The sequence below is a fragment of the Algoriphagus pacificus genome, from assembly GCF_017254845.1.
In the GTDB taxonomy this organism is placed as follows: domain Bacteria; phylum Bacteroidota; class Bacteroidia; order Cytophagales; family Cyclobacteriaceae; genus Algoriphagus; species Algoriphagus pacificus.
This window is the reverse complement of the sequence record NZ_JAFKCU010000008.1, coordinates 161719-185616: the sequence shown is the minus strand read 5'-3', so window position 1 is coordinate 185616 and position 23898 is coordinate 161719. Positions and strand designations below refer to the sequence as shown.

Annotated in this window: 22 protein-coding genes; 10 read left to right on the top strand and 12 right to left on the bottom strand. The window is 37.2% G+C overall.

Annotation, left to right across the window (positions count from 1 at the left end; genetic code table 11):
• Window positions 1-89 precede the first annotated feature (89 nt).
• The 8 genes from J0A69_RS21685 to J0A69_RS21650 all read left to right on the top strand — a co-directional run bounded on the left by J0A69_RS21685 (window position 90) and on the right by J0A69_RS21650 (window position 8109).
• A complete protein-coding gene (locus J0A69_RS21685; protein ID WP_206588730.1) occupies window positions 90-2189 on the top strand; it encodes an AAA family ATPase in 2100 nt (699 codons plus the stop codon).
• A 104-nt stretch (window positions 2190-2293) separates the two neighbouring features.
• Entirely contained in the window at window positions 2294-2629 is a 336-nt protein-coding gene (locus J0A69_RS21680) for a helix-turn-helix domain-containing protein (RefSeq protein WP_206588729.1), read from the top strand.
• A 5-nt stretch (window positions 2630-2634) separates the two neighbouring features.
• Window positions 2635-3591, top strand: coding sequence for a PD-(D/E)XK nuclease family protein (locus J0A69_RS21675; protein WP_206588728.1), 957 nt, complete (start codon window positions 2635-2637; stop codon window positions 3589-3591).
• Entirely contained in the window at window positions 3578-6007 is a 2430-nt protein-coding gene (locus J0A69_RS21670; RefSeq protein ID WP_206588727.1) for an argonaute/piwi family protein, read from the top strand. Before J0A69_RS21675 ends, J0A69_RS21670 begins: the two co-directional genes overlap by 14 nt.
• Window positions 6008-6018: 11 nt before the next feature.
• Window positions 6019-6384 carry a hypothetical protein gene (locus J0A69_RS21665; protein ID WP_206588726.1) on the top strand — a complete coding sequence of 122 codons (366 nt, stop codon included), beginning with the start codon at window positions 6019-6021 and terminating at the stop codon, window positions 6382-6384.
• The gene (locus J0A69_RS21660) at window positions 6384-7517 is read left to right on the top strand and encodes a hypothetical protein (RefSeq protein WP_206588725.1); all 1134 of its coding nucleotides are present in this window, start codon (window positions 6384-6386) and stop codon (window positions 7515-7517) included. Before J0A69_RS21665 ends, J0A69_RS21660 begins: the two co-directional genes overlap by 1 nt.
• Before the next feature lie 13 nt (window positions 7518-7530).
• Entirely contained in the window at window positions 7531-7803 is a 273-nt protein-coding gene (locus J0A69_RS21655) for a hypothetical protein (RefSeq protein WP_206588724.1), read from the top strand.
• Window positions 7804-7806: 3 nt separating this feature from the next.
• Window positions 7807-8109 carry a hypothetical protein gene (locus J0A69_RS21650; RefSeq protein WP_206588723.1) on the top strand — a complete coding sequence of 101 codons (303 nt, stop codon included), beginning with the start codon at window positions 7807-7809 and terminating at the stop codon, window positions 8107-8109.
• A 721-nt stretch (window positions 8110-8830) separates the two neighbouring features.
• On the opposite strand, the gene J0A69_RS21645 is transcribed toward J0A69_RS21650, so the two are convergent.
• The 12 genes from J0A69_RS21645 to J0A69_RS21590 form a co-directional block, all read right to left on the bottom strand.
• Window positions 8831-9091 (bottom strand): hypothetical protein, encoded by a 261-nt coding sequence (locus J0A69_RS21645; RefSeq protein WP_206588722.1) that lies wholly within the window; start codon window positions 9089-9091, stop codon window positions 8831-8833.
• Between the two features lie 1564 nt (window positions 9092-10655).
• Window positions 10656-12806 carry a DEAD/DEAH box helicase gene (locus J0A69_RS21640; protein ID WP_206588721.1) on the bottom strand — a complete coding sequence of 717 codons (2151 nt, stop codon included), beginning with the start codon at window positions 12804-12806 and terminating at the stop codon, window positions 10656-10658.
• Window positions 12806-14113, bottom strand: coding sequence for an ATP-binding protein (locus tag J0A69_RS21635; RefSeq protein WP_206588720.1), 1308 nt, complete (start codon window positions 14111-14113; stop codon window positions 12806-12808). The genes J0A69_RS21640 and J0A69_RS21635 overlap by 1 nt, the downstream gene beginning before the upstream one ends.
• Before the next feature lie 2 nt (window positions 14114-14115).
• A complete protein-coding gene (locus tag J0A69_RS21630) occupies window positions 14116-16449 on the bottom strand; it encodes a tellurite resistance TerB C-terminal domain-containing protein (RefSeq protein ID WP_206588719.1) in 2334 nt (777 codons plus the stop codon).
• A gap of 665 nt (window positions 16450-17114) precedes the next feature.
• The gene (locus J0A69_RS21625; protein WP_206588718.1) at window positions 17115-17702 is read right to left on the bottom strand and encodes an RloB family protein; all 588 of its coding nucleotides are present in this window, start codon (window positions 17700-17702) and stop codon (window positions 17115-17117) included.
• Complete coding sequence (locus J0A69_RS21620; protein WP_206588717.1) at window positions 17680-18990, bottom strand: AAA family ATPase; 1311 nt, start codon at window positions 18988-18990, stop codon at window positions 17680-17682. The genes J0A69_RS21625 and J0A69_RS21620 overlap by 23 nt, the downstream gene beginning before the upstream one ends.
• A gap of 327 nt (window positions 18991-19317) precedes the next feature.
• Window positions 19318-20514, bottom strand: coding sequence for a hypothetical protein (locus J0A69_RS21615; RefSeq protein ID WP_206588716.1), 1197 nt, complete (start codon window positions 20512-20514; stop codon window positions 19318-19320).
• 182 nt (window positions 20515-20696) lie between these two features.
• Window positions 20697-21530: an ROK family protein gene (locus J0A69_RS21610; protein ID WP_206588715.1), complete on the bottom strand. Its 834-nt coding sequence runs from the start codon at window positions 21528-21530 to the stop codon at window positions 20697-20699.
• Window positions 21502-22230: a hypothetical protein gene (locus J0A69_RS21605; protein WP_206588714.1), complete on the bottom strand. Its 729-nt coding sequence runs from the start codon at window positions 22228-22230 to the stop codon at window positions 21502-21504. The genes J0A69_RS21610 and J0A69_RS21605 overlap by 29 nt, the downstream gene beginning before the upstream one ends.
• Window positions 22231-22292: 62 nt before the next feature.
• Window positions 22293-22523, bottom strand: coding sequence for a hypothetical protein (locus tag J0A69_RS21600; RefSeq protein WP_206588713.1), 231 nt, complete (start codon window positions 22521-22523; stop codon window positions 22293-22295).
• A 42-nt stretch (window positions 22524-22565) separates the two neighbouring features.
• Window positions 22566-22748 carry a hypothetical protein gene (locus J0A69_RS21595; RefSeq protein WP_206588712.1) on the bottom strand — a complete coding sequence of 61 codons (183 nt, stop codon included), beginning with the start codon at window positions 22746-22748 and terminating at the stop codon, window positions 22566-22568.
• 24 nt (window positions 22749-22772) lie between these two features.
• Window positions 22773-22973 carry a hypothetical protein gene (locus J0A69_RS21590; RefSeq protein ID WP_206588711.1) on the bottom strand — a complete coding sequence of 67 codons (201 nt, stop codon included), beginning with the start codon at window positions 22971-22973 and terminating at the stop codon, window positions 22773-22775.
• Window positions 22974-23131: 158 nt separating this feature from the next.
• On the opposite strand from J0A69_RS21590, the gene J0A69_RS21585 reads away from it, so the two are divergent.
• A complete protein-coding gene (locus J0A69_RS21585; RefSeq protein ID WP_206588710.1) occupies window positions 23132-23371 on the top strand; it encodes a hypothetical protein in 240 nt (79 codons plus the stop codon).
• A gap of 200 nt (window positions 23372-23571) precedes the next feature.
• Entirely contained in the window at window positions 23572-23850 is a 279-nt protein-coding gene (locus J0A69_RS21580) for a hypothetical protein (RefSeq protein ID WP_206588709.1), read from the top strand.
• Window positions 23851-23898 lie beyond the last annotated feature (48 nt).

Sequence of the window (23898 nt, the reverse complement as noted above, 5' to 3'; positions counted from 1 at the left end):
TCCGTAGGCTGGAATTACATTTTGTATCACTGCTAGTCGGGGTTTCTCCAAAAAGCAAAAAAACATGGCAAAAATTTATATTTGCATTAATGAATCAAGATAATCAGCATAGTATTGCCAGCATTGCACTGGATTTTATCAATCACACCTACCAGAACGTATTTTTGACAGGAGGTGCCGGTACAGGCAAAACAACTTTTCTTAAAATCTTAAGAAGCCAAACACATAAAAAACTGGCCATAGCAGCGCCAACAGGAGTCGCTGCTGTAAACGCAGGTGGAATTACAATTCATTCTCTGTTCGGGTTACCAGCCCGTCCTTTGGACAATGGGACAGTTAAAAATATTCATCTTTCTGGACAGTCCAAATCCCTTTTGCGGGAATTAGAATTGCTGGTAATTGATGAGGCATCAATGTTACGGGCTGATGTTCTTGATGCGATGGATTATTTGCTTAAGGAGGTACGGCAAGATCTTCGTCCATTGGGTGGGCTCCAGATTGTATTGATTGGAGATTTGTTTCAGTTACCTCCAATAGAAACTCGAAAGGATGCAGAAACACTCCAAGGACTATACCAAAACTTGTATTTCATAAATGCAAAAACTTTTCCTGGGCTTAATATGCTCATGCTAGAACTAACTGAAATTTATCGCCAATCCGATCCTGTTTTCATTAATTTACTTAACGCTATCAGAAGGGGGCGTCTATTGGATAACGAATTGGAAATGCTTAACAGCTTATACAGTCCAGATTGGTTTCAAAAAGAAGCTGTTATCCTTACAACCCATAACCGTTATGTTTCAGAGGTAAATGACCAGCGACTTAAAAGTTTACCTGGACTTGTATATACTTTTCCTGCTGAAATTACAGGAGATTTTTTTGCTGATAATGCTCCTGTAGATAATATTCTTCAGCTAAAAATTGGTTGTCGTGTCATGGTTATTAAAAACGACAATACAGGGAATAGTCAATTTTTTAATGGTAAAGTAGGCTTGGTTTCCGTTATTGATAATCAGGCAATAGAGGTGAAATTTGATGATGGAACCATCATTACTTTTAACCGTGAAATATGGTCTAATGTTAGCTATGCAACTGACGCAGAAAACGATTCTCTAAAAGAGGTAGTAATCGGCACCTTCAAACAATTCCCTTTAAAACTGGCATGGGCTATAACAGTTCACAAGAGTCAAGGACTGACATTTGAAAAAGCGGTTATTGATATAGCTGAGGCATTTGCACCCGGGCAAGTATATGTTGCGCTAAGCAGAATCAGAATGCTAAAGGGCGTCTTTCTAAAATCTACAATTTCATCCTCAGTAATTATTGCGCCTCCTATAACTGAAACGATGTTTTTGGGTGGCTCGGATATTCATAAAATTAAAATGAAACTCAGGGAAGATAAGAAGGCCTATATGAAAGACTTTTTGTTTAAAAGCTTCCAGTGGGATCAATTAAACTATGCAACTATTCCTATTAATGCTTCTGACACAATAATAAAAAACGTGCATGATGTTTCAGAAAAGTTGCAGGGATACGCATCTACTTTTTTAGATAAGGCCAATCAGTATATTTATGATGAAAATTGGAAACTACTTTCTGATAGGCTTGTACAGGCAGAAACGTATTTTTCCAGTGAAATTAATTTAAAGTGTATAGGCCTGTTGAAAGATTTTATAAAGAAAGAAAAGGATGATTTTAAGTTTAGAGCTGATATTAATCGCATGAAAAATTATGTGAAGCTGTTTCAGGAAAAGATTTCAGGCATTGCCCTGGCATGTAAAGTTGCAAAAGGTGTTGCAGAAGGGGTTAACTATTTACCCCATGAAATTACTGCTCCTAAAAAGACTGCCCTAAATAAGGTTATACCTACTACTCAACTTAGGTCTACTTCCATTTCAACAGAAGCACAAAGTTTGAAATTGTTTTTATCAGGCGACTCTATTGCTGAGATTGCATCAAGAAGATCGTTAGGTATTCCTGCAATTGAAGCCCATCTTGCCTCTTATATACCGACTGGGGAGGTGAACTTGGTTGACATAGTCCCACAAGACATTTTAAACGAAATTCTACCACTTGTAAGACAAATTAAGTCCCCTTCAATTGCGCGGCTACGACCAGTGTCAGCCGGAAAGCTATCGATGGGACAGTTACAAGCACTTAACATTTATCTTAAAACTTTTCATAATTGATTGTTTTCATAAAAAACATTTTTTTTTAAAATGCTTGCGAAATTTATCAGTGTTTCATATTTTTGCTTGCGAAACTTAGCAAACAGAAAAAATTATTTCGTGAAATGGAGAATTACGGCGAATACTTTAAAGCTTTAAGAGAATCAAAGCAGTTAACCTTAAGGGAGGTGGAGAAAGCAACCTATGTGTCTAACGCCTATCTCAGTCAGTTGGAATCAGGAAAAATCAAACAACCTTCCCCCTTAACACTTCATAAATTGGCTTCCTTTTATGGCGTCAGTTATGAAGTTCTTATGGAAAAGGTGGGCTATCCGGTGCCACAAAAAGAGGAGAGATTGGCCAAATCCGGTGCTGCAGCGTATCGCATTGGTGAAATAACAGAAGATGAAGAAGTGGAATTATTAAATTATTTGAAGTTTATAAGGTCTCGAAAAAAATAATAAAAATGTTTACGCCTACAGGATATAAGCTTTTTCAAAAGTGCGAGTTGCAATGGTATTTTAAGAATATCGTTGCGGACGGACGTGTTAAAAACGATGCTTTTCGAAAGGAGGTAACAATCCTGTCTAAGCTTGATACTATAGAGGCCTGGCGCGGAAAAATTGTCGATGATGTCGTTAGCCGCTTATTAGTAAACGCGATAAATAAAAAATTTCCGATTGACAAAGCTTATTTACTGAAGGAAGCAGATCAGTTATTTGATAGCCAACTAGAATATGCTGCGTTTCAAAAATACCGTGAGCCAGACAGGAGATATTCACAGGATAAGGATTTTGCTGCCTTAGTTAATTATGAGTTTGGCATTGAGTGTAGTGAACTAGCTTTGAACAATGCCCGCAATGATATTCATTTTGCATTAAACAATCTGTTAGCAGATAGAGAATTCATAGCATATCTCCAATCTGCCAAGTTCCTCGCTAGTCAACGCTCATTACATTATTTGTTTAGTGGAATGCCTGTATCCTCTAAACCCGATCTTATCGTTTTTTTTGATAATGCCCCCCCACATATAATCGACTGGAAAGTTCACACTTTTGGTATACATACATACGATGAACAACTACTTTCTTATGCGATTGCTCTATACAAGGTATCAAAAACGAAACCACATATTGATTTTCCAGCTAACCTAGGACGTTATCAGATATACGATTATAAATTAACAGAGTACCAGCTCTTACACCCAGATCGCATCCGGCGAGACTATGAGGTGACAAAAGAAAAGTTAGAAGGACTCAATGATAAGATGTCAAAAGGTGTCATTCAGATGTATATGAAAGGCTGTCACAAAAAATATGGTGATGCTAATCCTGAAAACTTTGAAACAACCTACTATATAGAAAACTGTCATAATTGCTCATTCAAAAAAATCTGTAAGTCGAAAGATTATGAAAAGATATGAATCAAACATTAGAGAATATGAAACAGATATTTTCCGCATAGAAAACTTAAATGAACTATCGGCAAATTATGTTTTATTTGAGATTACTGGGTTACATGAATCAGAAGACGATTATGATAACAACATTCAATATATCATAAAAAGACTGTCCTATGAATTAAAACATCCTGTAACGGTTATACACAGAGACAATAAACCCTTTTTAGTTGTAAGGGATGAATCAGAGGTAATAGCTAATGTACCATCCGAGTTTTTGGTAAAAAGGGACGACATTGTCTATTTTACGCAAATCAATGAATCGTTTCCCATTGATTTTGCGAATTACGAATCAGTTCGGGAAATAGTTCTAAGGTTTTTGCAATTTGATATTCAAACAGAACTAAATAACCTATCAACTCTTTGGCAACCGACTTCTGGAGATGCTTTCTTCAGTCAGGAGCCACAACGGATTATTAATGGTGTTGCCATATACAATGGATTTTTTGTTAGAACAGTTGAGCTTCCGGAAGGTGGGTTTGGTTTTTCAATTGATGTAACCAAAAAATATCTATCCGAAACACCTTTAAATGTTCACCTAACAAGGCGTGATTTTGAACGTTTAGGGGGATCGAGACCACATTTCATACATCAATATGGAAGTCAGAAATATGAGTTCAGGGCAGAACAGTTCAGTGATCTTAATGCAACTCAATTCAAATTTCTCAGACAAGAAGACGGTACTATGGTTACACTGTTGGAAGACATTCGTTCAAAGTTTGGGCGATCAATGCCTCCGGAAGTCGCAAAATTGCCTGACAATGCTTCAGTGTTAATTTACAAAACTAATGATAACCAAGAAAGACGAGTTATTGCCGGGCTTTGTTATCAAGTGTTCGATACTGAAAATCCCAAAGTTGGTAAACTGCATAGGCAGTCGATTCTTGATCCTTTCTATCGTAGAATGCTCATACGCTCGGCATTTCATAGGTTCTTTAAAAATATCCGGTTTGGCTCGATAAGATTAAAAATTAGCCCTGAGCCTGTTACCGTAGTTAAGAAAAAATTTAAGTTTCCTGACCAGCTTTTGGGTGGTGATACCGTGTTGACTACTAATCGCAATATGAAGGATGCACATGTTGTCTCAATGAAGGGAATTGGTAGAGCAAGAAAAGAACTCTTAAGGGATAAAGGATTTTACACAGTAGCCACATTTCAAAAACAATATTTCGTTGTTCCTGAAACCATATTCAACATGTATGGAAATAAGGATTATTTCTTGTCCGACTTAATAAGTCAGGTTAATTCAATGCATCCTAGTGAAATTGGGTGGAATCCAGATATTATTCTCTACGATAACAGAAACAGGAAAGACTCAGTTGACATAGGTTTTGAAATACTAAGGCAAATCAAAGAGGTCGTTAAGGAAAGGAAAGGCGGCTATGCTTTAGTTATGCTTCCATCCAATATGGAGCGGATTAAACGTCAACACGATCAATTGGCAGCTTTAGTAGTATCTGAATGCCTCAGCGAACACGATCTCACAGCAAGCATTATGCACAGTGAGACTTTGGAAGAATGTTTTTTGTACAAGAAGTATAACGGAAAGAATACTTATGAAGTGAAGCGTGAATTAGCCGGAAAATATAAAGGGTATGTGTTTGGTGTAGCGGTGAATCAAGTGTTATTAAATAATGAACGTTGGCCATATGTTCTTCATTCACCTTTAAACGCAGATTTAACCATAGGAATTGACGTTAAAAAGCAGATTGCAGGCTTTACGTTTGTTGACAAGTTTTCAAAAAATATACTTACTCGATTTGACAAGTCAAGTAATAGGGAACGACTGACTACCAGTCAAATGATTAGGATGCTTGTACCCAATCTCACATTATTAAAAAAACATTTAGACTATTCAATTGAACGTATAGTAATACATCGTGATGGCAGGCTTTTTCAACGTGAGAAAGATGGCATTATACAAGCAATAAATACATTAAAGGATAAGGGAGTATTGCCTAATACTTGTTCTGTTAGCATTTTAGAAATCCCTAAACATTCTATTGTGCCATTTCGTCTATTCGATGTCATTGAAAAATTTGATATCAAAACACAACGGAAAGATAATGGGAAAGTATTAAATCCAGAAATAGGTTCTTATGTTATGATCAATAAATATGAAGCATTTTTGTGTACAACTGGGCGAGAATTCCGTCACCAAGGAACTTCAATTCCATTATATGTTAAATACAATTCTGGTGCAATGGACTTTGAAAAGCTTTTAGAAGATTTATATCAACTATCATGTTTAGCATATACAAAACCAGATGATTGTTCACGTCTTCCAGTGACAATTAAAATTACAGATCGGAGAATCAACACAATTGGTAGCGATTTCGACTTGGAATCGTTAGATATTCTTAAATCAGTTCATTTTTAAAAAAAATAAATATGAGCAGCATTGGCTTAAACACAAACACATTTCGAATAACTGGAAAGTATCTTGACTTGCTAAATAATTATGTAGTAAAAGCGAAGATTAATCAAGAGATTGAAAAGGGACAAAAAGAACATCTGATTGATTTTATATCACAAATAAAAGATGAAAATAACATTCAACCTCAATTTCAATTATTATCGAATATAGTAGAACGAGAACTTCGTTTTGCTTCCAAAGATTTTGAAAATTATCTGGATTCTGTTATTGAAGAAGTAAAGGAAAACAATATTGAGCAGTATTTACCAAAAATTGAGTTTCTAGCCGACATCTTAGATACTGAGAACAGCGATGCATTATTAAAAATCATGGGTGAATAATGGTTAATTACATTGATGGAGCGATTAGGGAAGCAATAGGTAGAGGACGGTCGCTTATGTCCAAAATACCAGGTTCAAGGACGCTAGGCTCACACTTTTCATCCTTGGCTAATTTCGCCAACAATGAAATAGGCGAGATTATCGATGCTCTTGACAGGCTTTATGGAGATACAACTTATAGTGATCCCAAAAACCTTAAAACAAAGTTTTCACGTTTCAAGATGCTTGCGGGGATGCTCTCCAAAATTGAAAATATTGTAATAGCAGCTATGAGCAGAAAGTCAGTAGATGACGATTATGTTAATAAGCTTGTAAAAGAAATCTGTAGTGAGATTAATTTTCCACTTCCTTCTCCAGTCGCATCATGTTTATCCCAAAAATATTATCATATTTATCCTGAATATGGTCTTATATGCATTCCATTGCTTGAATCAGAATTTTTATTGCATATTCCTGATCTATACCATGAACTTGGTCACCCACTAATCGAATTAGATAACCCAAAAGTGACTAAGTTTCAGAATAACTTGGGATACTTCAATTTGGGTGTAAAACAACATTATGAGAAAGAAATTAGTAGAAGGGAGATGAATAAAATAAGTAAGGATATAAGTGATCCAATTTATATTTATAAAGATTCCTGGCTACAAAAATGGTCGATAGAGATATTTTGCGACTTGTTCGCTACCTACACACTTGGACCAGCATACCTTTGGTCAAACCTTCACATGTGCTCCAAAATGTCATGGGAAGTTTGTAAAACCCCTACTCATGAAATTAGCACTCACCCCGCTGGTGATGCAAGGATGCGTTGTTGCTTAATTGCATTGGAACAAATAGGTTTTGAAGATGATGCTAGAGAGATACGGAAAAAGTGGAATGAGTTTGTGCAAATAATAGGACAAATCAGAACAGCAGATTATTTTATTGCATATCCCGAAGCAATATTAAAAAGTGCAGCAGAATTTTGCTTAGTTGGAATTAAAGAAATAGACTGTGAAATCACTACCCCAACAACTACTGGCAAAGTCAACCGTATATTAAACGATTCATGGAAACAATTTTGGAAAGATCCTCAAAAATTTCAAGATTGGGAACGAACTATTGTCAGTACATTCAAGGAAAATTTGTAAAAAGTAAGGTTATATGAATAAAAGACTCGAAATTCAAAAGAACACAATATTGCAGTTCTTTGCATCTCTTGAGGGAGATTATTGGAAGACACTTGAGGAAATCGCAAACTTTACTCAAATAGACTCTGCTACCGTTGCTGAAATCATAACTGACTCAGGCGACTTTGTTCGTTCTTCTTATAGGGTAAAACAAGGTGAACCCTTGTATACCTCGCGAGATATTTTTCGAGATAAAGCTCCACTTGTTGATAAAGTTATAGGTGCTTTTAAAAATAGAATTGATTAATCTATGGTAATTCCACAATCAGTTTGGTTGTGCTTGCTTGGTGGCGCAACACTCCAACTTTTAAATATTATTGATGGACTTTCAGCCCCCGCTGATAGACGGCCAGATTTCAAGTCAGTTGCTTATTATTTAGTTATACTATTTAATCTTATTCTAAGTGGAATTTTAGGCTATGTTTATTTCGATGACACTCAAAAGCTTAATAAAATTGTCTACTTTCATGTAGGACTTTCAGCACCACTAATATTAAGATCACTTGCCACTACCGTCCCTGAAATTATAAGAAAGTCTAACTATAACCATTAAAGCCAAAATATCCAATAACTTAGTTAAACGTTCTAAAACATCCTCTCCTATTCCTTAATGAGATCTCACTAGTGGTTATAGAGAAATTTCATTCTGTTATGGAGAATTCTTTTGTACTTCTCTATCTTGTCCGACCATTTTGTTGTTAACATTTTAAAATGTTAAAAGCGAATTATGGAAAACTTCTTTTTCAATATGGAGAATTACCTATTCTCAAACCATACTTCATTAAAAGTATGATCAATTGTCAAGTGAAGATCGTAATTCTACTTTAAAGCTCTAAATTAAACGATGTAAAGCATTTTTCTTACTCGATTAAGGAATCTAAATTCTCAATTCATTCACAACTTCTCCAAGCAATTCATAAATATCTGATTAGATACAGAGAGTTCTTACCTGGTTATAGAGAATCATACTTGCTTCTTAAGTAAGCTAAGACCTCTGTAACAAGTTTGTCTCCACGTAGATCTTTAAACCTTTCGGAAAGAGAATATTTCGTACCTCGTAAAACTCCATCAACAACAACTTGATCCTCAACCAACTTTTGCAATAAATACTTGATTTGACTTCTTTTCATGAAATCTTGCATACTTTCTTCTAACGCACCTACTTTAAGCGCACTACCTTGAAGTTCAAATAGTGGATTTGCAACAAAAAACTGGACATTTATAATTCATTTTAATTTTTTTTCTTGCAAACCAGATTGCCAACTCTTTCACAATCATTTATGGATCTTTGAAGCTTTGAAATCAAAAGTCTGCGCCTCCAAAAGCCAGGTACCAAGACGAATCACCAAATAGACAAAACCAACCAGTGCAAACCCAATCGCCCACCAATACGTCTTGTAAATCCTTTTGGTATTCTTGACATCAAATTTAAGTTTTTCCAGTTCCAGCCTCTTCTTTTCCGCTGCTTCTTGCCTCTCTTTTTCTTGCTCCTCAAAAACTGAATTAAATCCACCCTTGAAATAAAAAGCAGGCAAATAATGATTAACCCAGAATAACTCTGGAGTTGGTTGGGCTCTTAAAAAAAAAATTCGGCCTATGTCCATTGAGATGATGAAACATAGAAATCAAATATGGCTCAGGTTTATCTGTAAAAAGAACTTTCCCCAGCTATCCGAATCAATTTGTAATTGGCTTGATGACCTGATCCCTTCTCCCGATATCGCATTCCTTATCGGGACAGGCTCTCTCCTGAAAGAGAGGGCGATCGATCTTATAGACGGTGAATAGTAAAAAATATTTAAGATTTAGAGATTAAGGAAAATGAAAAGATCCAATTAGGCTTTAATTATCCCATAATGGGGGTAATCAAATCGTCCTTATTCCACTGACGGAAGTTTGAAACTTCACCAAAATATCTTCAATAGGATCATTGATCTACTCATTTTCATATTCCATTTAACTATTTATCTTGTCCAACAAAAAAAGAAAAGTCATTTCCACAAAGACATTCCCCAGCTGGGTGTAGTCATATTGTTCATGGTGACTGAGTTGAATTTGTAATTCAAACCTTATATCCTTACCAATTTGTAATTGGCTTGATGACCTCATCCCCCACCTTCTTCCCGACACGCTGCTCTATCGGGAAAGGTTATTTAGGAGAAGGTGATCGTTTTGTGCTATCATCAAGATATCAGGATCAAAAGCGTTGGATGGTTTCCGGATTTAAGCCCGGATGGGTATTAAAAGTTGGCTATTCTATCTCCTCCTAGCCTCCTCCTGAAACAGGAGGAACTTGATCCTGCTACAATTGAGAAATCAAGGAAAAGAAGTGAATTGGTTGGTCGTTCCCGAATTGCATGCCATAGAATTTTCAATTCTTGGCAAAGCTCTCGGGATCTTCGATTTCAATAACTAAAAGGCTTTTGTAAGAAAGAGAAAAAATGATATGAAAACTTACCATGTACTGGGTATTTTTGGACCTCATCCCCTGCCTTCTTCCCGATATCGCGCCTCTCATCGGGACAGGCACTTTAGGAGAAGGCGACCGACACTGCTGCAAATGATATAAACAGATCCAGATTGTGTAGCTACCTAGGACGATTCTAATAAGAATTAAAATTATGAGGTCACAAAATCGGAACTTCCTGGGACGATTTTAAAAAGGAGAAAAATCATTCTTCCATTACGGATCAAATTCCCTCCCTTCAAGGGGAGAGCTGGTCCCGATATTTCAATCACGAGAACAATGCGATTCGGGAGCATAGCGTATCAGCAGCTAGGGTGAGGTAGTGAATCAAGGAATAAACTCATTAATTTTTCTTTTCACCTCACACATAAAATCAGCATAGGTAAATACATACCGCTTAGGAAGTCTATCAATGCTATCTGCTATAAAATCAGAGATTTTCATAAATTTTAGCACCTTAATAAAATATAAAATGTGTTTCCGGAACTTTTTTAGTTAAGCGCATAGGATGCTGACCATACCTCAGTATCCTTGCGTAAACAGGATTTTTCTTTCAAATAACAATCTACCATTTTAACATTTTGCTGATCATCAATTCAGTAAAAGGGATACTAATATTACCCCAAAAAGATTTAACTTTTAGTATATCTTCCATTCCAAACTGGTTTCATTTGATCTAGCAACTTCTCTGCTGATTCGAAATCAAAGTACTTCTGTTTAAGTATCTTTATTTGAAAAGAAAGCGGTAAGTATATTGCCCACTTGGAAAAGCTCATAATACTAGGGCTGGATTCCACTTTTTGTTGAATCTTTAGATCCAGTACAACTTGTGAATCATTCCAGCTACCCCAGCATGCGTTAAATTCTTCCTCGGTAATTTTAATTTCCAGTACACTTTTCTGTTCGTCCAAAATGGTGGGAATTCCCGCCATATCAAATAAAAACTGAATGGTTCTATTAATACGACTTCCTGTAAAGGTGAATAACTCAAGCTTTTGTTCTGATACTTTCAATGGTCTCTGGGATCTTTGATCTGTTATATCAAAGACAGAGAAGTCTTTCCTGAGTATATTTAATTCAATAGCACTAGGCTCATCCAGAAAGTCATAGGATTCGGTAGAATAAAGTAATTCAAACATTTTCTCCCGAACTTTCGGATGTATGGTACCAGCCCCACCAAAAAAGATTGGCTTTTTACCATCATGTGCAGGGACAACTTCTACGCGCTTTGCCTGCTCATCCACAAATTTGATTTTCCAGATACTGGCTGCAAGCAAAATGTTTTCATTTTCCACCAACTGTGGAGAATAGGGCACCTCACCGATATTGTTACCTGCATTGACCACCTTGAAATTATCCTCAGATTGAAACATGCTGTAAAAATCCCTACTGTTTACAACCTTTTCACCTTCTACTCCAATAATAACCTCTTGCCTAAGTTTTTCCAGTAAATCAATTTCGATCAAATGATCAATGATTTCCTCGATCTCATTTTGATCAATAGCGCTAAAGGCGGAATTATTAAAGAGTTGGTCAATTAACTCTGAGATAGGCAGTCCTGAATACCCCTTAGCAATAGAAAGTGCTTGATGCAGTAAAATATCAAATGGTTTCTCGGTGATTTGGGGAGGTTCTATAAACCCCTCTTTGTACAATAACCAGCAAGCTATTGATTGAAGTAAATTCCAACGATCAGTAGCATAGAGGAACAAATTGCTTTGCTGTTCATCTTTTCTGCCGCTTCTTCCTACCCGCTGGATCAAAGATGCAATGCTATGGGTGGAATCGATCTGCACCACCTCATCCACAGAACCGATGTCAATTCCTAATTCCAGCGTAGAAGTACATGAAATACAAAAGCTCTGATGCTTATTGTTTTTTGCAAAGTATTCCACATACTCCCTAACCTGTCTATCCACAGAAGAATGATGAGAGAAGTAATTAGGGTGCCCATTTACCTTAACTGAGATCTTTTTCAGTTTGACGGCCACCTCCTCGGCCCTGCCTCGGCTATTAGGAAAAACCAAGACTTTTGAATCTTTGGTCTCGCGGTATAAATCCTTCAACAATTCTAGGGGCAGCTCTTCCCCCTCTGACTTAAAAAAACGGAAAACAGCATTTATCTCTTTTGGGGTTCTATCAATGAGAATTTTAGTATGATCCACATCTCCCGTGAAGGATTTTACTTCCAGAAATTTATTCGCTTCACTCACTGTGGCCGATAGGCCTACTATCGAAAATCTAGAATTGTTTACTTGCTGGAGCCTTGATAAAATTGACTGAAGCTGTATGCCTCTATCCGTTCCTATAAAAGAGTGGATCTCATCAATTACTACATATCTAAGATCAGAAAAAAGTGTCCTCACCTGATAAGGACGATTAACATACATGGCTTCCAAAGATTCCGGTGTAATCAGGATAATACCACTAGGGTCTTTAACCAGTTTTTCTTTGATTGTTCTGTTAGCTTCTCCGTGCCATTTGGTGACTTTTACATCCAGGTATTTGCAGAGGTCTTCCACTCTGGCAAACTGATCATTGATCAGGGCTATAAGTGGTGATACATACAATACCTGAATTCCCTTGTCCATAAAGTTGACCTTGGATAAAATCGGTAGAAATGCCGCCTCCGTTTTTCCTGAAGCTGTTCTTGAGATGAGGATGTAATTTTCCTCAGTTCCCATGATCTTCGTGATCGCAACATTCTGGATTGGCCTTAGACTTTCCCATCCTTTATCCCTGATAAACCTTCGGATAGGCTCTGATAGCATATGATAACTCATTACAGTTCCTCAATCCCATCAAGTGCCGATTCATCAGGCCTTTCATCGGACACTTCCATTTCACCGAAAAGAATGCTTTTATCTACATCAGGGTTTTGTCTGATGATATTGAGGATATTTAAGAAATCCCTAATGACCTCACGAGGTGTAAGGAACTCGGATGCTCCAGGCTTATTGAACAGTTCTTCCATAAATTGCTGGATTTCATCATCTGATATCTCAATTTGGGTTTTATAATTGAAATCAAATATCTCTTTCAACTTCTTGAGTAATACAAATATTTCGTTGTGGTCCAATGGAAGTAGCTTAATTACTGGCTGCGCAAAATCCCTAATTTCCGCTGTTTCAAATTTGTTGGTTGAAAGTCTAGTTTTGAGCGCATCATAGCTAAAGAAACCTCTTCTTGGGTTTTCAAGGACTTCTTTTGTTCCGGCAAAATTGATAAACAGGTTACCCACCTTTCCCTGAAAACAGTCATTGTAGATCGTAAGAATCTTCTCGTAATTTTTCTCTCTCATCGTCGAGGTCGAAATTTTATAGAGATTAATGGCTTCATCCAAATTGATCATAAAACCGCTATACCCCATGCTGACAAAGAGCTTGCAAAAGTTCTTTAGCATATCATAATAGTTCAGATCATTTATCACTTCACGAACTCCCAGATCCTGACGAGCTTCTGTTTTGGTCTTATATTCTCCTTTTAACCACTTGAGGGCATTTCTCCTAAGGCTCTCTTCATCTTTTATATAACCCTCATAGTACTTCATCACTACAGTTCCAAAATCAAACCCACCAACCTCGGTTATCTCGTTGATGGTTTTCATAATGTTATTCTGTATAAGACCCAAATACTTTTCATTTCTAATCTCTGTCAGAAGAAGCGCATTCTCTTCAGCGGTCTTGGCTATGATCTGCTCTATCCATTTTTCAAGAAGTGTAGGTAATGCCCCTCCTTCAGGCTTGGTCTGAATAGCAATATTATCCATGATTGCAGAATAAAGCGCCACTCCTTTACCGTCATTTGAGTACAACCTATTGTCGGGTGTAAAGTCAGCATTGGCCACAACAAATTTTTGTTTTAATGCAACTGTATTCAAAAGGTGCAGCATAAAAGATTTTCCTGACCCAAAGTCTCCAATCCAGAATTTGACCATGCTATGGCCATTCTTCACTTCTTCCAATGCAGTGACCATCGCATTGATCTCTGAAGATCTACCCACGGTGATATGCTGAACTCCAATTTTGGGCACGACTCCACCGATGAGTGAATTGACAATTGAGGTGGCTTCTTTTGGTTTAATATTCATAGTTAATTGTTCGTAATAGTCTGAAAATACATCTCTTCGATGGTATAAAAATCTTCCTCCTCCTCAATCAAAACATCATCTAGCACTTCATAGCAAGCCTCATTTATGCTATCGACAAGTTGGTTTCGAAAGACCCCGTTTGATTTTGCGAATTGTTCCAAATCGCTAATGGAAATTGTAAAGCTATTTTTAGCGAATAATTCCAGGGTAGAATAATGGATTGGTTTGAATTCAATTTCTTCTAAGAAACTCACACTTTTATCTTTTTGGTTGGTGTCTAAATGAATTTCAATATCTTGATCAGCAACTTCTTCTTCGGGTTTAAAACCTAGTTCTACTTCCTCATCTTGAAGATATTCATTTAGGAGCTCAACTGTTCCTGCATGTTGCTGCCTTACTTCTTCAATAGAATCCCGATCCAGCTTTATTCTTTTTCTTTTAACCTCATAAAGCTTTGAAACTGCACTGACAGCATTTCCGAGGTTATGATCCTTCAAAAAGTCATTTACAATAGCTTGGAACTGGTCAATTTGCTCTTGTGACTTAAACAGATTCCGCTGGATTGTCTTGGTAAGTTGTTTATTGTCAAATTTGGCAGACTTTAAATCGTGGTGCAGATAATGCATGTAAAGAATCAATGAGGATTCTTTGTGTTTATTGGCAATAAATTTTGATGCCTCATAGAAAATATTTTCAATAGAAGGATTCTTGTCATTTAGGTCACCCAAAGCGATGATTTCATTAATAAACTTTTTTTCATCGCCTGTGAAACTCTCACAAAGTTCTTGAAATTCATCCTTCCACCTGTTGGTGTTGAGCGCATTGAGCTCTTTTTGTGTTACATCATCCGGTTCAGGAATCTTCACAATAAGCTCTTTAACCACATTCGAAAACGGAGCAGATATCTTAGCCTCAAACTGCTCGCTAATCGACGGATCTGAATATCGGATTTCTGTGCTTAACTTTCTTTTGTGACCATAATGCTCCCTAACAGCATTTTCACATAGTTTAAAAAGCGTGGAATAAAATTCGTCAGATGTACTTTTAATACTCATCTTATAATTAGCACTTCCTTTTCGATACTTGAAGATTTTTCTAGCAATCAGGTCAGAGGCTACTAAAAATTCTTCCTCCAGACTGGATCCAGATTGTTCACATTGTTCGCTGAATGCTGCTAAGGAATCCAGATAAAGGCGTATCACCTGAAAATAACAAAATTCAATGCCACAGAAGTTAGTGGTAGACTCCCAAAGCTTATTTAGTAAAATAACCTCCTCATCCTTTAGTCCAAGCCTTTCTTTGTACTTACTCCCAACTTTCCAATAGTAATAATCAGGCTCAGAATCATAAAATACCACATCCCCAGATTTCGATTCCAATTTCTGGATTGCCTCACTTCCAATATCTCCAGGAATGATTCCTAATTCCTTTTTTATATCCTTTAGAAAACGAATACCGTAGGATCTGGTCTTGTAATAATGGTTTCCTAGATTATTGATTTGAGACTCCAACAAATTGAAGTTTTGATGATTTCTGTAATCATCCAATAAATCAAAAAGTAATACGAAGGCATAGTTAGTATTTCCAAGGAGATCCAAAGAAGTACCATTTAAAAATTTCTGTTTAAAATGATGATAGAATATCTTTTGCTCAGAAGTTGCAGAATTTAAATCAGATTTTGAATAAATGTACTTATGGTTCCAAATAGGAACCTGCATGAAACTTCTCCTCTCATTTTCTGGTATCAGAGAAGGCCTTTCATTAGTAACGTCAATGATAGAATCATCCCCAGAATCTATATCATTTATCATTTGTTTATTCATCAACTCTCTCAAAGTGGGAGAAAGAGTTCTTAAAAGGGTATTTTCTCTTAAATAAACGTTACTTTCTTTATCACTATTGAATTCTGGATGAGAGTTTTGAAAATTTTTCATGCTTTTTTGGATTCGCTTTTTTCTCATCCTTCTGTTGATTTCTACAATAAGAAATAAAGCAAAAAATAAAATCAATACTCCTGCAAAGGGATAAGACTCTTTCTGTTCCATCACAGGCCCTTCTATTACATCATCAGGTACTACAGGCTCTACATAACTGACAAATTTTCTTGAGATGTATCCGACTTTTCCTTCAAATTCAACTTTATACCAGTTCTTATTAGATTTATCCAGAACTAAGATCTGCTCGCCTTGCTTTGCCACTCCAAGGGGCTCATGGGTAGTTCCTATTCCTGTTCTGACAAATACATCACTGGTGACTCTGAAAATTTCAGCACCAAAAGACCCCTTACTAAAAAAGAGTATTAATGAAAAAAAGAATGATTTTAAAAGAGATTTCATTGAAATGATTGAATTAGCTTTTGTTTGACAACTCTAATTTCACTCTTAATTGAAATTAAGGTACCTCCCAATAATTTTATCAGAATAGTAAGAAAAGAATAATTCTGATCCTATAAATACCCAGCACTGGGTATTTGTGGGGAAAACAGGAAGAAAAGTAAGTGATTTTTAGGATTCTAACCCGAATTGCTGTGGTTCACATCACTGGCTCATTATTTCTATACCCCATTTGAACTTCATGAGATTCTGATATTTAGTGTAGATTTTTGTAACAGTATTTCTACTTTTCAATTAACAGTGCAGTATTCAATAGGCCGCCTCATAGGGGAATCACAGCTAAACTACTTACCTCAAATGTCTAAATTTTACTTTTAAGATACCCGTTTAATTACTGTAAATGAAGATTTTACCAAAATCCCCATCTGGGTGTAGTTATAATATTCTCGGCATTGGGTGGGTTTTTAAATTCCATTCTACTATTCATACCAATTTGAATTTGACCATTTAGCCTGATCTCTTCCCACTTAGTAAAAAGAAGGTGCATACATATGCATCTTAGGGGATCAGGTTCATGGAATAAGTTGACTGATTTAGAATCACTTTCACCCTGCGTCGCTTCGCCTTCAGGATTGAATATTAGTAAGATAGGCAGTAATATTAACCATCTACCCGTCCTCCAATGATTGAAAAAAAGAAATCAGATCCGGTATCGTACAATAGGGATTCTTCTCCGTGATTGCATTTTCCTCTTGCCTTTTATTCATTCTAATAGCACGTTCTGTGGCTACTTGCAGACTCCCTTTCAGCTCACCAAAGTGATTCAGTTTGGTTTTATGGTATTGAGGCCACAACCTTCGAAGATGACTAAGTGCATCTTCTCCCCGCTGAAATGCCCTTCCGCATTCTTCAAAATGAAGGATAAACCAATGCTCCATACAAAGGGCGGTAAAAGAAAACTTAAATTCTTCTTTCTCGATTAGCAGAAAAGCATCTCTCAACTGTGGCCAGTTGTCATGATCAAAGAATATCCAGATGTCATCATATGGATTCTTTTCCTTTCTGGCTTTTTTCTTCTTTCCGATAGCCTCCCGCACCAGATCCAACGGATTCTGCTGATCTCCCTGTGCTACCTCCACGGCAATACTTCTCTGAAGATTTCTCCCTAACTCTGCCCGGAGTGAAGTTGCATAGAGTTTTTCGGTCACTCCCTCACATAAAATCAAAATCCGTCTATTCGGTCTCCTCAAGGACATCTTCCTGCATTTTGATCAAAAAATCCACGTCATTAATAATCGGAGTTGCACCTAATTTCCCAGAAGCATACCATTTGTCCAAGGGGTTTTCAGTCCTAACTCCCTTGATATCAGAACATGCATATAATTCAGTAGCCCCAAATTCATTTTTCTCCGTAAACCAAATCTGATCTCTTCTAAACGCCCCATTTGCAAGTTGGGTGATATCATGCGTTGCAAAGATCAATTGCGCATTCTTTGGATTGGTCAGGGAGTTGTGGAAAAGACTAATCAGGTAACTCGTAATGGATGGATGCAGGTTTTTCTCAAACTCATCCACCACCAACACTCTGCCTGTTTCCAATGAATCCAAAATAATCCCACCTATCACTAAAAGGCTTTTGGTCCCTGTAGATTCCTCTTCCACATCAAAATGTTCCTGTCCTACCAGTTTCCCTCCATCGTACAAGGGATGGGAAGTCTTGATGTCGTATTTATAATCTTCTTGCACTTTACGTTTGATTTCGTCAGGTACATTATCAGGAAATTTAAAACTATTTGAATCCACTTCCTTGGAAGAAACTGATAAAATTCCTGTGTCCAAGGCACAGATCAAGGCATTCAACTTTCTGGTAAATCCAGAATCCTGCTGTTCTGCCAAGCGCCTAGCATAGAGTCTTGTCAGATTGGATTCATGATCCTCGTTTAAAAAAGGGAAGACCATCATGCCCTGATCGAAAAAATGATACGGTATCAATAAGGATTCCACATTGTTTTCCGATGCTTTTGAAATAAACAGCTGATTTGGGAGCAAAAGTTTTTCAATAGCTTTTTTTGCGCCTTTGTAGCTCTCCCCAAACTTCATCTCTTTACCTGAACCACGTTGGTACAGGACAGACTGCACTCCGTGAGGATAAAAATACATTTCTTCCTTTATCACCTTCTTTTCAAGAAAGGCTAGCTTAAATTCATACTTCACCCTGTCCTGACCATAAAAAACGATGTCAAGCTCTACTGCCTCCTCTCTGAGACCTTTATCCAATAAATGCGGCTCATAGGGTGGAATGGATTGGTCCGGTCTAAACCCTGCAGATTGAACCACTAAATATTCTACGGCTTTGAATGCTTGGAGTACGGAACTTTTCCCAGATGCATTTGGCCCATAAAGAACTGCAGTCTTGAGCAGCTGGGTTTTGCCAGGTGCTGCAAAATAGTTTGATGGCAATCCTTTTAACCCCGTCTTCTCAAAACTGATATCAACACGATCCTTGATAGACCGGAAATTCTTAACTGAAAAATGAACGATCATGGCATTACGATTTAAATACAATTTTACGTTAAAAAAGCATACATGTGCAATTTTAGAGTAAAAATTTACGATTTTTATGCAAATTTCACTTTTAATACACACTATTTTTACATTTCAAGTATTTTTCCAAAGCTGATAAATGATCTCACGGAGCAAAAAATTTCCTCGAGAGTTGTCTGATTTAAAAAGTCCCTTGATGGATTAATCATCTAAACAATCCGCCTTGGACGCAGCCTTCATATTAATAGATAAGCATGATTGCAGCTAAAGACACTTGTTTACTGGAAAAAGAAATTTAAAGTCCACTTATGTCCCCCTCTGTCTACCTTACCTCTTCAGCCTCTTCATTAAATCCCCATAAATCTCCCTGGCAGCTTCAGGATCCGCTCCCGTCCTACTGATCAATTCATCAAGATCAAATTTTGCTTTGGAATTGATAGCCGGCATCAGTTCTGCAAGGAAATCATTCAATGCATTCAGTTCCGGACTCTTTTCCTGCTCCCCCTTCTGATTGAAATAATCCTCAAATGGAAGCAACATGGGTTCTCTTCCCGTAATCTCTTCTATAGCAGTCTTCATGGAGATATGCAATCTGATATACGGTTCATCCGGGGCTTCAATTCTCAGCTTTTTCAATTCCTTGACCAACTGATCATACCCAAAATCAGTCATGGCACTAAGTGTCATCTCTTCTTCCTTTTCATCAAAATACACACAGGCAAAATGCGGAAATCCCTCAAGTTCAAACAGGCTCATCTTAAATACCTCATCTGAATACTCTACACGGAAGGCGGTTTTCCAAGCATCCATCTCAAACCTATTGGCGTCCATAGTCGAAAGGACATAAAGGATTTCATGACCGTGGTGCTGCACCATGGGGATTGCGGAGTACACTGAAAGCAACAGAAAGTAAAACAGGTCCCTTTCGATCAACCCGGTCAGGTCTTTTATCGTTTCAACCGAATGATCAAGCTCCCCTGCATAAAAGAAAATATCATCTGCCTGAAAACTGGAAAAGCCCATCAAAGGGCCGTATGTCTGATAGCAATCACCATTTGTACTGATCAATCCTCCAAATGTCACCACGTTCATCTCCAGCAATGTGCGACTGGCCCCTGGTGAATACAACAAAAACTCCTCTCCAGTAAAAATATCCACAGCCTCAAAAAAATCCGGAGAAGGATTACTTCTCACAGACCAAAAGGTAAATCTCCAAGGATTTTCTGCCTGCTTCTGAAGATAGTCATACTCCTCCTTTGGCAAAGCTTTGATCTGGGAATGGTTGAGGTATTTATGGATTATGCCCTTGTTTTTGAATAGTTCATGAATGATGTACTGGGTTTTGAACAACGCCTGATTTGCAGGATCCAGTCTTCCAAAAATCTTTTTATGCCTTTTGACCATCTGGTCAAAACGCTGGCTCAGCTTGTTTCTCTCAGCTGCATAATACATGATATTGTTCAAAATAGGTTCAGAGAAATCACTGAGCCTGTTGCATTTTTTGATCAAAGAGGAGTAATCCATGGGTGGAAAAATTTAATGACTCAAACCTAATTAGGTTAATACAAAATTAGAAACAAGCTCCTATCCAATCATGCAGGCCACATTCAATCGTATATAATAATAGACAACTTTATAACAAAAGATATTTAAGATTACTTCTTTAAAGTGAAGGAGTTGCCAAAAAGGTCGTTTTCCTTCTTACGCTATGATCGTAACCTTCTTACCGCTCCCATTGCAGCCACTTGCTCCCCAGCTTGAACCTTTCTTAGGATACCTTCCTTCCAAAAAGAGGGAATGGTATTTTCCTTCGCCATGTTGCTCATAGCATCCCAATAGCCTCGCAAGCCTAAAGTTCCTCCACCAACCGCTATTTGTGTTGGGTTCAATAAATTTATGATACCCGATATAGCAAGCCCCAGATATTGTCCGGCTTTATGGATCTCCTGAAGGACAATCTGCTCACCATCCAGTGCCCTTTTGGCCATTACGCCTGGGTTCAGACCCAATTTATCAGCCAGGAACTGACCTCCAGATAATTCATCGAGCCTTTTTACCCCATTGACAGTAGGTATAGGAAAATAACCCAATTCCCCAGCCCAGCCTTGACTACCACGGATCTCATGCCCATTGGATACAAATGCAGCACCTATAGCCGTACCCACCATGATGATACCTCCACAAAATTCATCATTTATCTTTGGGAATTCCCCATAAAGCGCAGCCTTCACATCATTGCTCAACCCAAAGGTATAAGGCATATCATCCCAGTCCAAGCTTGGGTTCCATGCGTTAAACTCGGGTAGCACATCACAGGCGATTACCTTATTCTCCTGAATCAGTCCTGGTACGGCGATCCCAATTGTTGTAGGATGAAGTTGGTTTTCGAGGATAAACTCCTTTAGTATAGCCTTAAGCCTGATAGGTGAAAAGCTATTTCCAGTAGGAGCTTTAAATTGAACCTTTCCTGCCACCAAAAGCACCTTCGTCCCACCCAAATCAATCCCTAGTTCATGTGGCTGCATCATGTCGCTTTCCATTATTTTTCCTTGTCAATTTTAAATGTAAACTATTGATAAAATCCCTTCTCTCCAGCAGGTCATATAATCCTGCCTCAAAAGTTTGTATTTCATTTAGCTTTGGAAAAGTGAGTTTCCCTTTTGCAAGTGAATTGGCACAGACTAGGTTGAAATAATTGTATATCAAAATACATTGTTGCAAAAAATCAGTCTGAATGACCTTAAACCCTAATTTTTGGGCAGTCCTCTCATTGATGATATAACTGGTGCCACGAATAGTCAGGTTCTCCGAATTATTTTTTTGCAGCTGATCGATCAGCTTGACCAATCCTTCTAGGTACTGCCCTATAATCAAGGTACTTCTTTCCCTGTCATTAAGGCTACGATCTATCGCAAAAACATAATCAAACAACGTACCCCCATGAACGATTATTTTTCCATTTTTTACCTTTTCAGAAAGAAACAAATGAGAATAATAAACCAAATCTCCGCTCTTTTTTAGCGAGGGCACATCAAAAAAAGGAGCAATTAGGGAGAGTGTAATAGGAATGGCGATAATCAAAGGGAGAAAAAATCCAATTATCCAACAAATCAGAAAAACCAACGCGAGAATCAGTAAAGCAATAAATCCTATTTTTACCTGAATCCAAATCTGTTCTTTATTTGACTTCAAATAAAATCCATGTGCTATCTCCAAGTTTGATTTGTCTAAAGTGGGCATAAATTAAATTCCGCTCAAAACTATACAAGAAGTTTGAAAAAGTTTGGATTTACCATACTATTCTATCCCCCCTCTTCTAAAAGCAAGGTAACAAGATGAATCACCACATAAACAAAACCAATCAGTGTAAATCCTAACTTCCACCAATAGGTATAGTAAATCCTTTTGGTATTCTTGACATCAAATTTAAGTTTTTCCAGTTCCAGCCTCTTCTTTTCCGCTACTTCCTGCCTCTCTTTTTCTTGCTCCTCAAAAACTGAATTAAATCCACCTTTGAAATAGAAAGCAGGCAAATAATGATTAACCCAGAATAACTCTGGAGTTGGTTCTGGCTCTTAATAAAGAAGATTCGGCCTATGTCCATTGAGATGATGAAACATAGAAATCAAATATGGCTCAGGTTCATTTGGAAAAAGAACTTTCTTCATATCATCCACTGATGCAATTTTTGAATTATTTGCAATCAGTTCCTTGATTAGAAGATCCCGATCACCAACTTTTTCTTTCGTTAATTTCATGGAAGCAATTTGGTGTTAGGACACTTAATTCGAATTATAGGCATCATAAACGTTCCATATATAAATAATCAGGGGAACGATCACTGTCCACCATAGAAAAATTACTGCAAGCCCACCAAATATCCAAATCATAATTCCTTTGATAAAATCACCTTTGATCAATTGGCCCAAACCTGGGATAAAAAGAGATACCAAGGCAGGAATCCCATGTTTTTGATTACTCATATTGCTATTACTTAGTTCTAAAGTTTTAATAAATGCCTTTGAAAATAGATTATTAAATTGAAAAGGACTCCAGGATGTCACCTAAAATTTTATTGATTTTTTAATGTAAAATTTTATGATAATTTAATCAACAAACAATTGTTAATATCATAAACAAAATGAATTGGGTTTATATTTTAGAGGATTTAAAGGAATTGGAGCAGCGAATTGAAACCAAATTGGATTTATTGATCAGCAGGAATCTGAATCCTTTCCCATTTGAAAGACTGCAAAGAGGAAAAGAACTCAGATCACTTTGTAGAGCAATCAGATTAATGATTCAACAGCACCAAGAAGATGATGCAAAATTCCTTTTGGACATATTGAAGGAAAAAGGTGCCAAACTAGGCAGAGCATAACATGCAGTAATAATATCCCCTTCCACTCAGCCCATTGAAATAAAACCATCTTCAGGTAGTTAATTAATAAGAGTCCAAAATACAACTTCGTTGAAACTGCAGTAATCTCAGCTATTAGATTCTCCAATCTGTAATCGCCTTTTGCCCTTGTATGATTCAGAGATTGAAAAGTATCTTTGCCGAGTAAAAACAAGTAATGAATGACCCGATTACGAATTCTCTGTACCCAGAAAACCTCTTCCAAAAATAATCCTTTGGAAATCACCCATATCGGTGGAGTCAATGGAAGGGGAGAGAAATGGAAGATTACTGTGAAAGAAGCCGTGGAAGGAATTCAGTCTGGTAACTTTGAATTCTATCTTGTGGAAAACTTTGCGGAAATACCAGTCATCGTTACCTCAGAAAATCCAAATTCCCTTTTTGCCACCGGTAATGGATTTCTTCACAATTTATTGGAAGACCTGCCTGACTGTCCTTAAGTCCATCTAGTTTATTTAAGGAAATAAAAACCAAACTAATAGTCATAA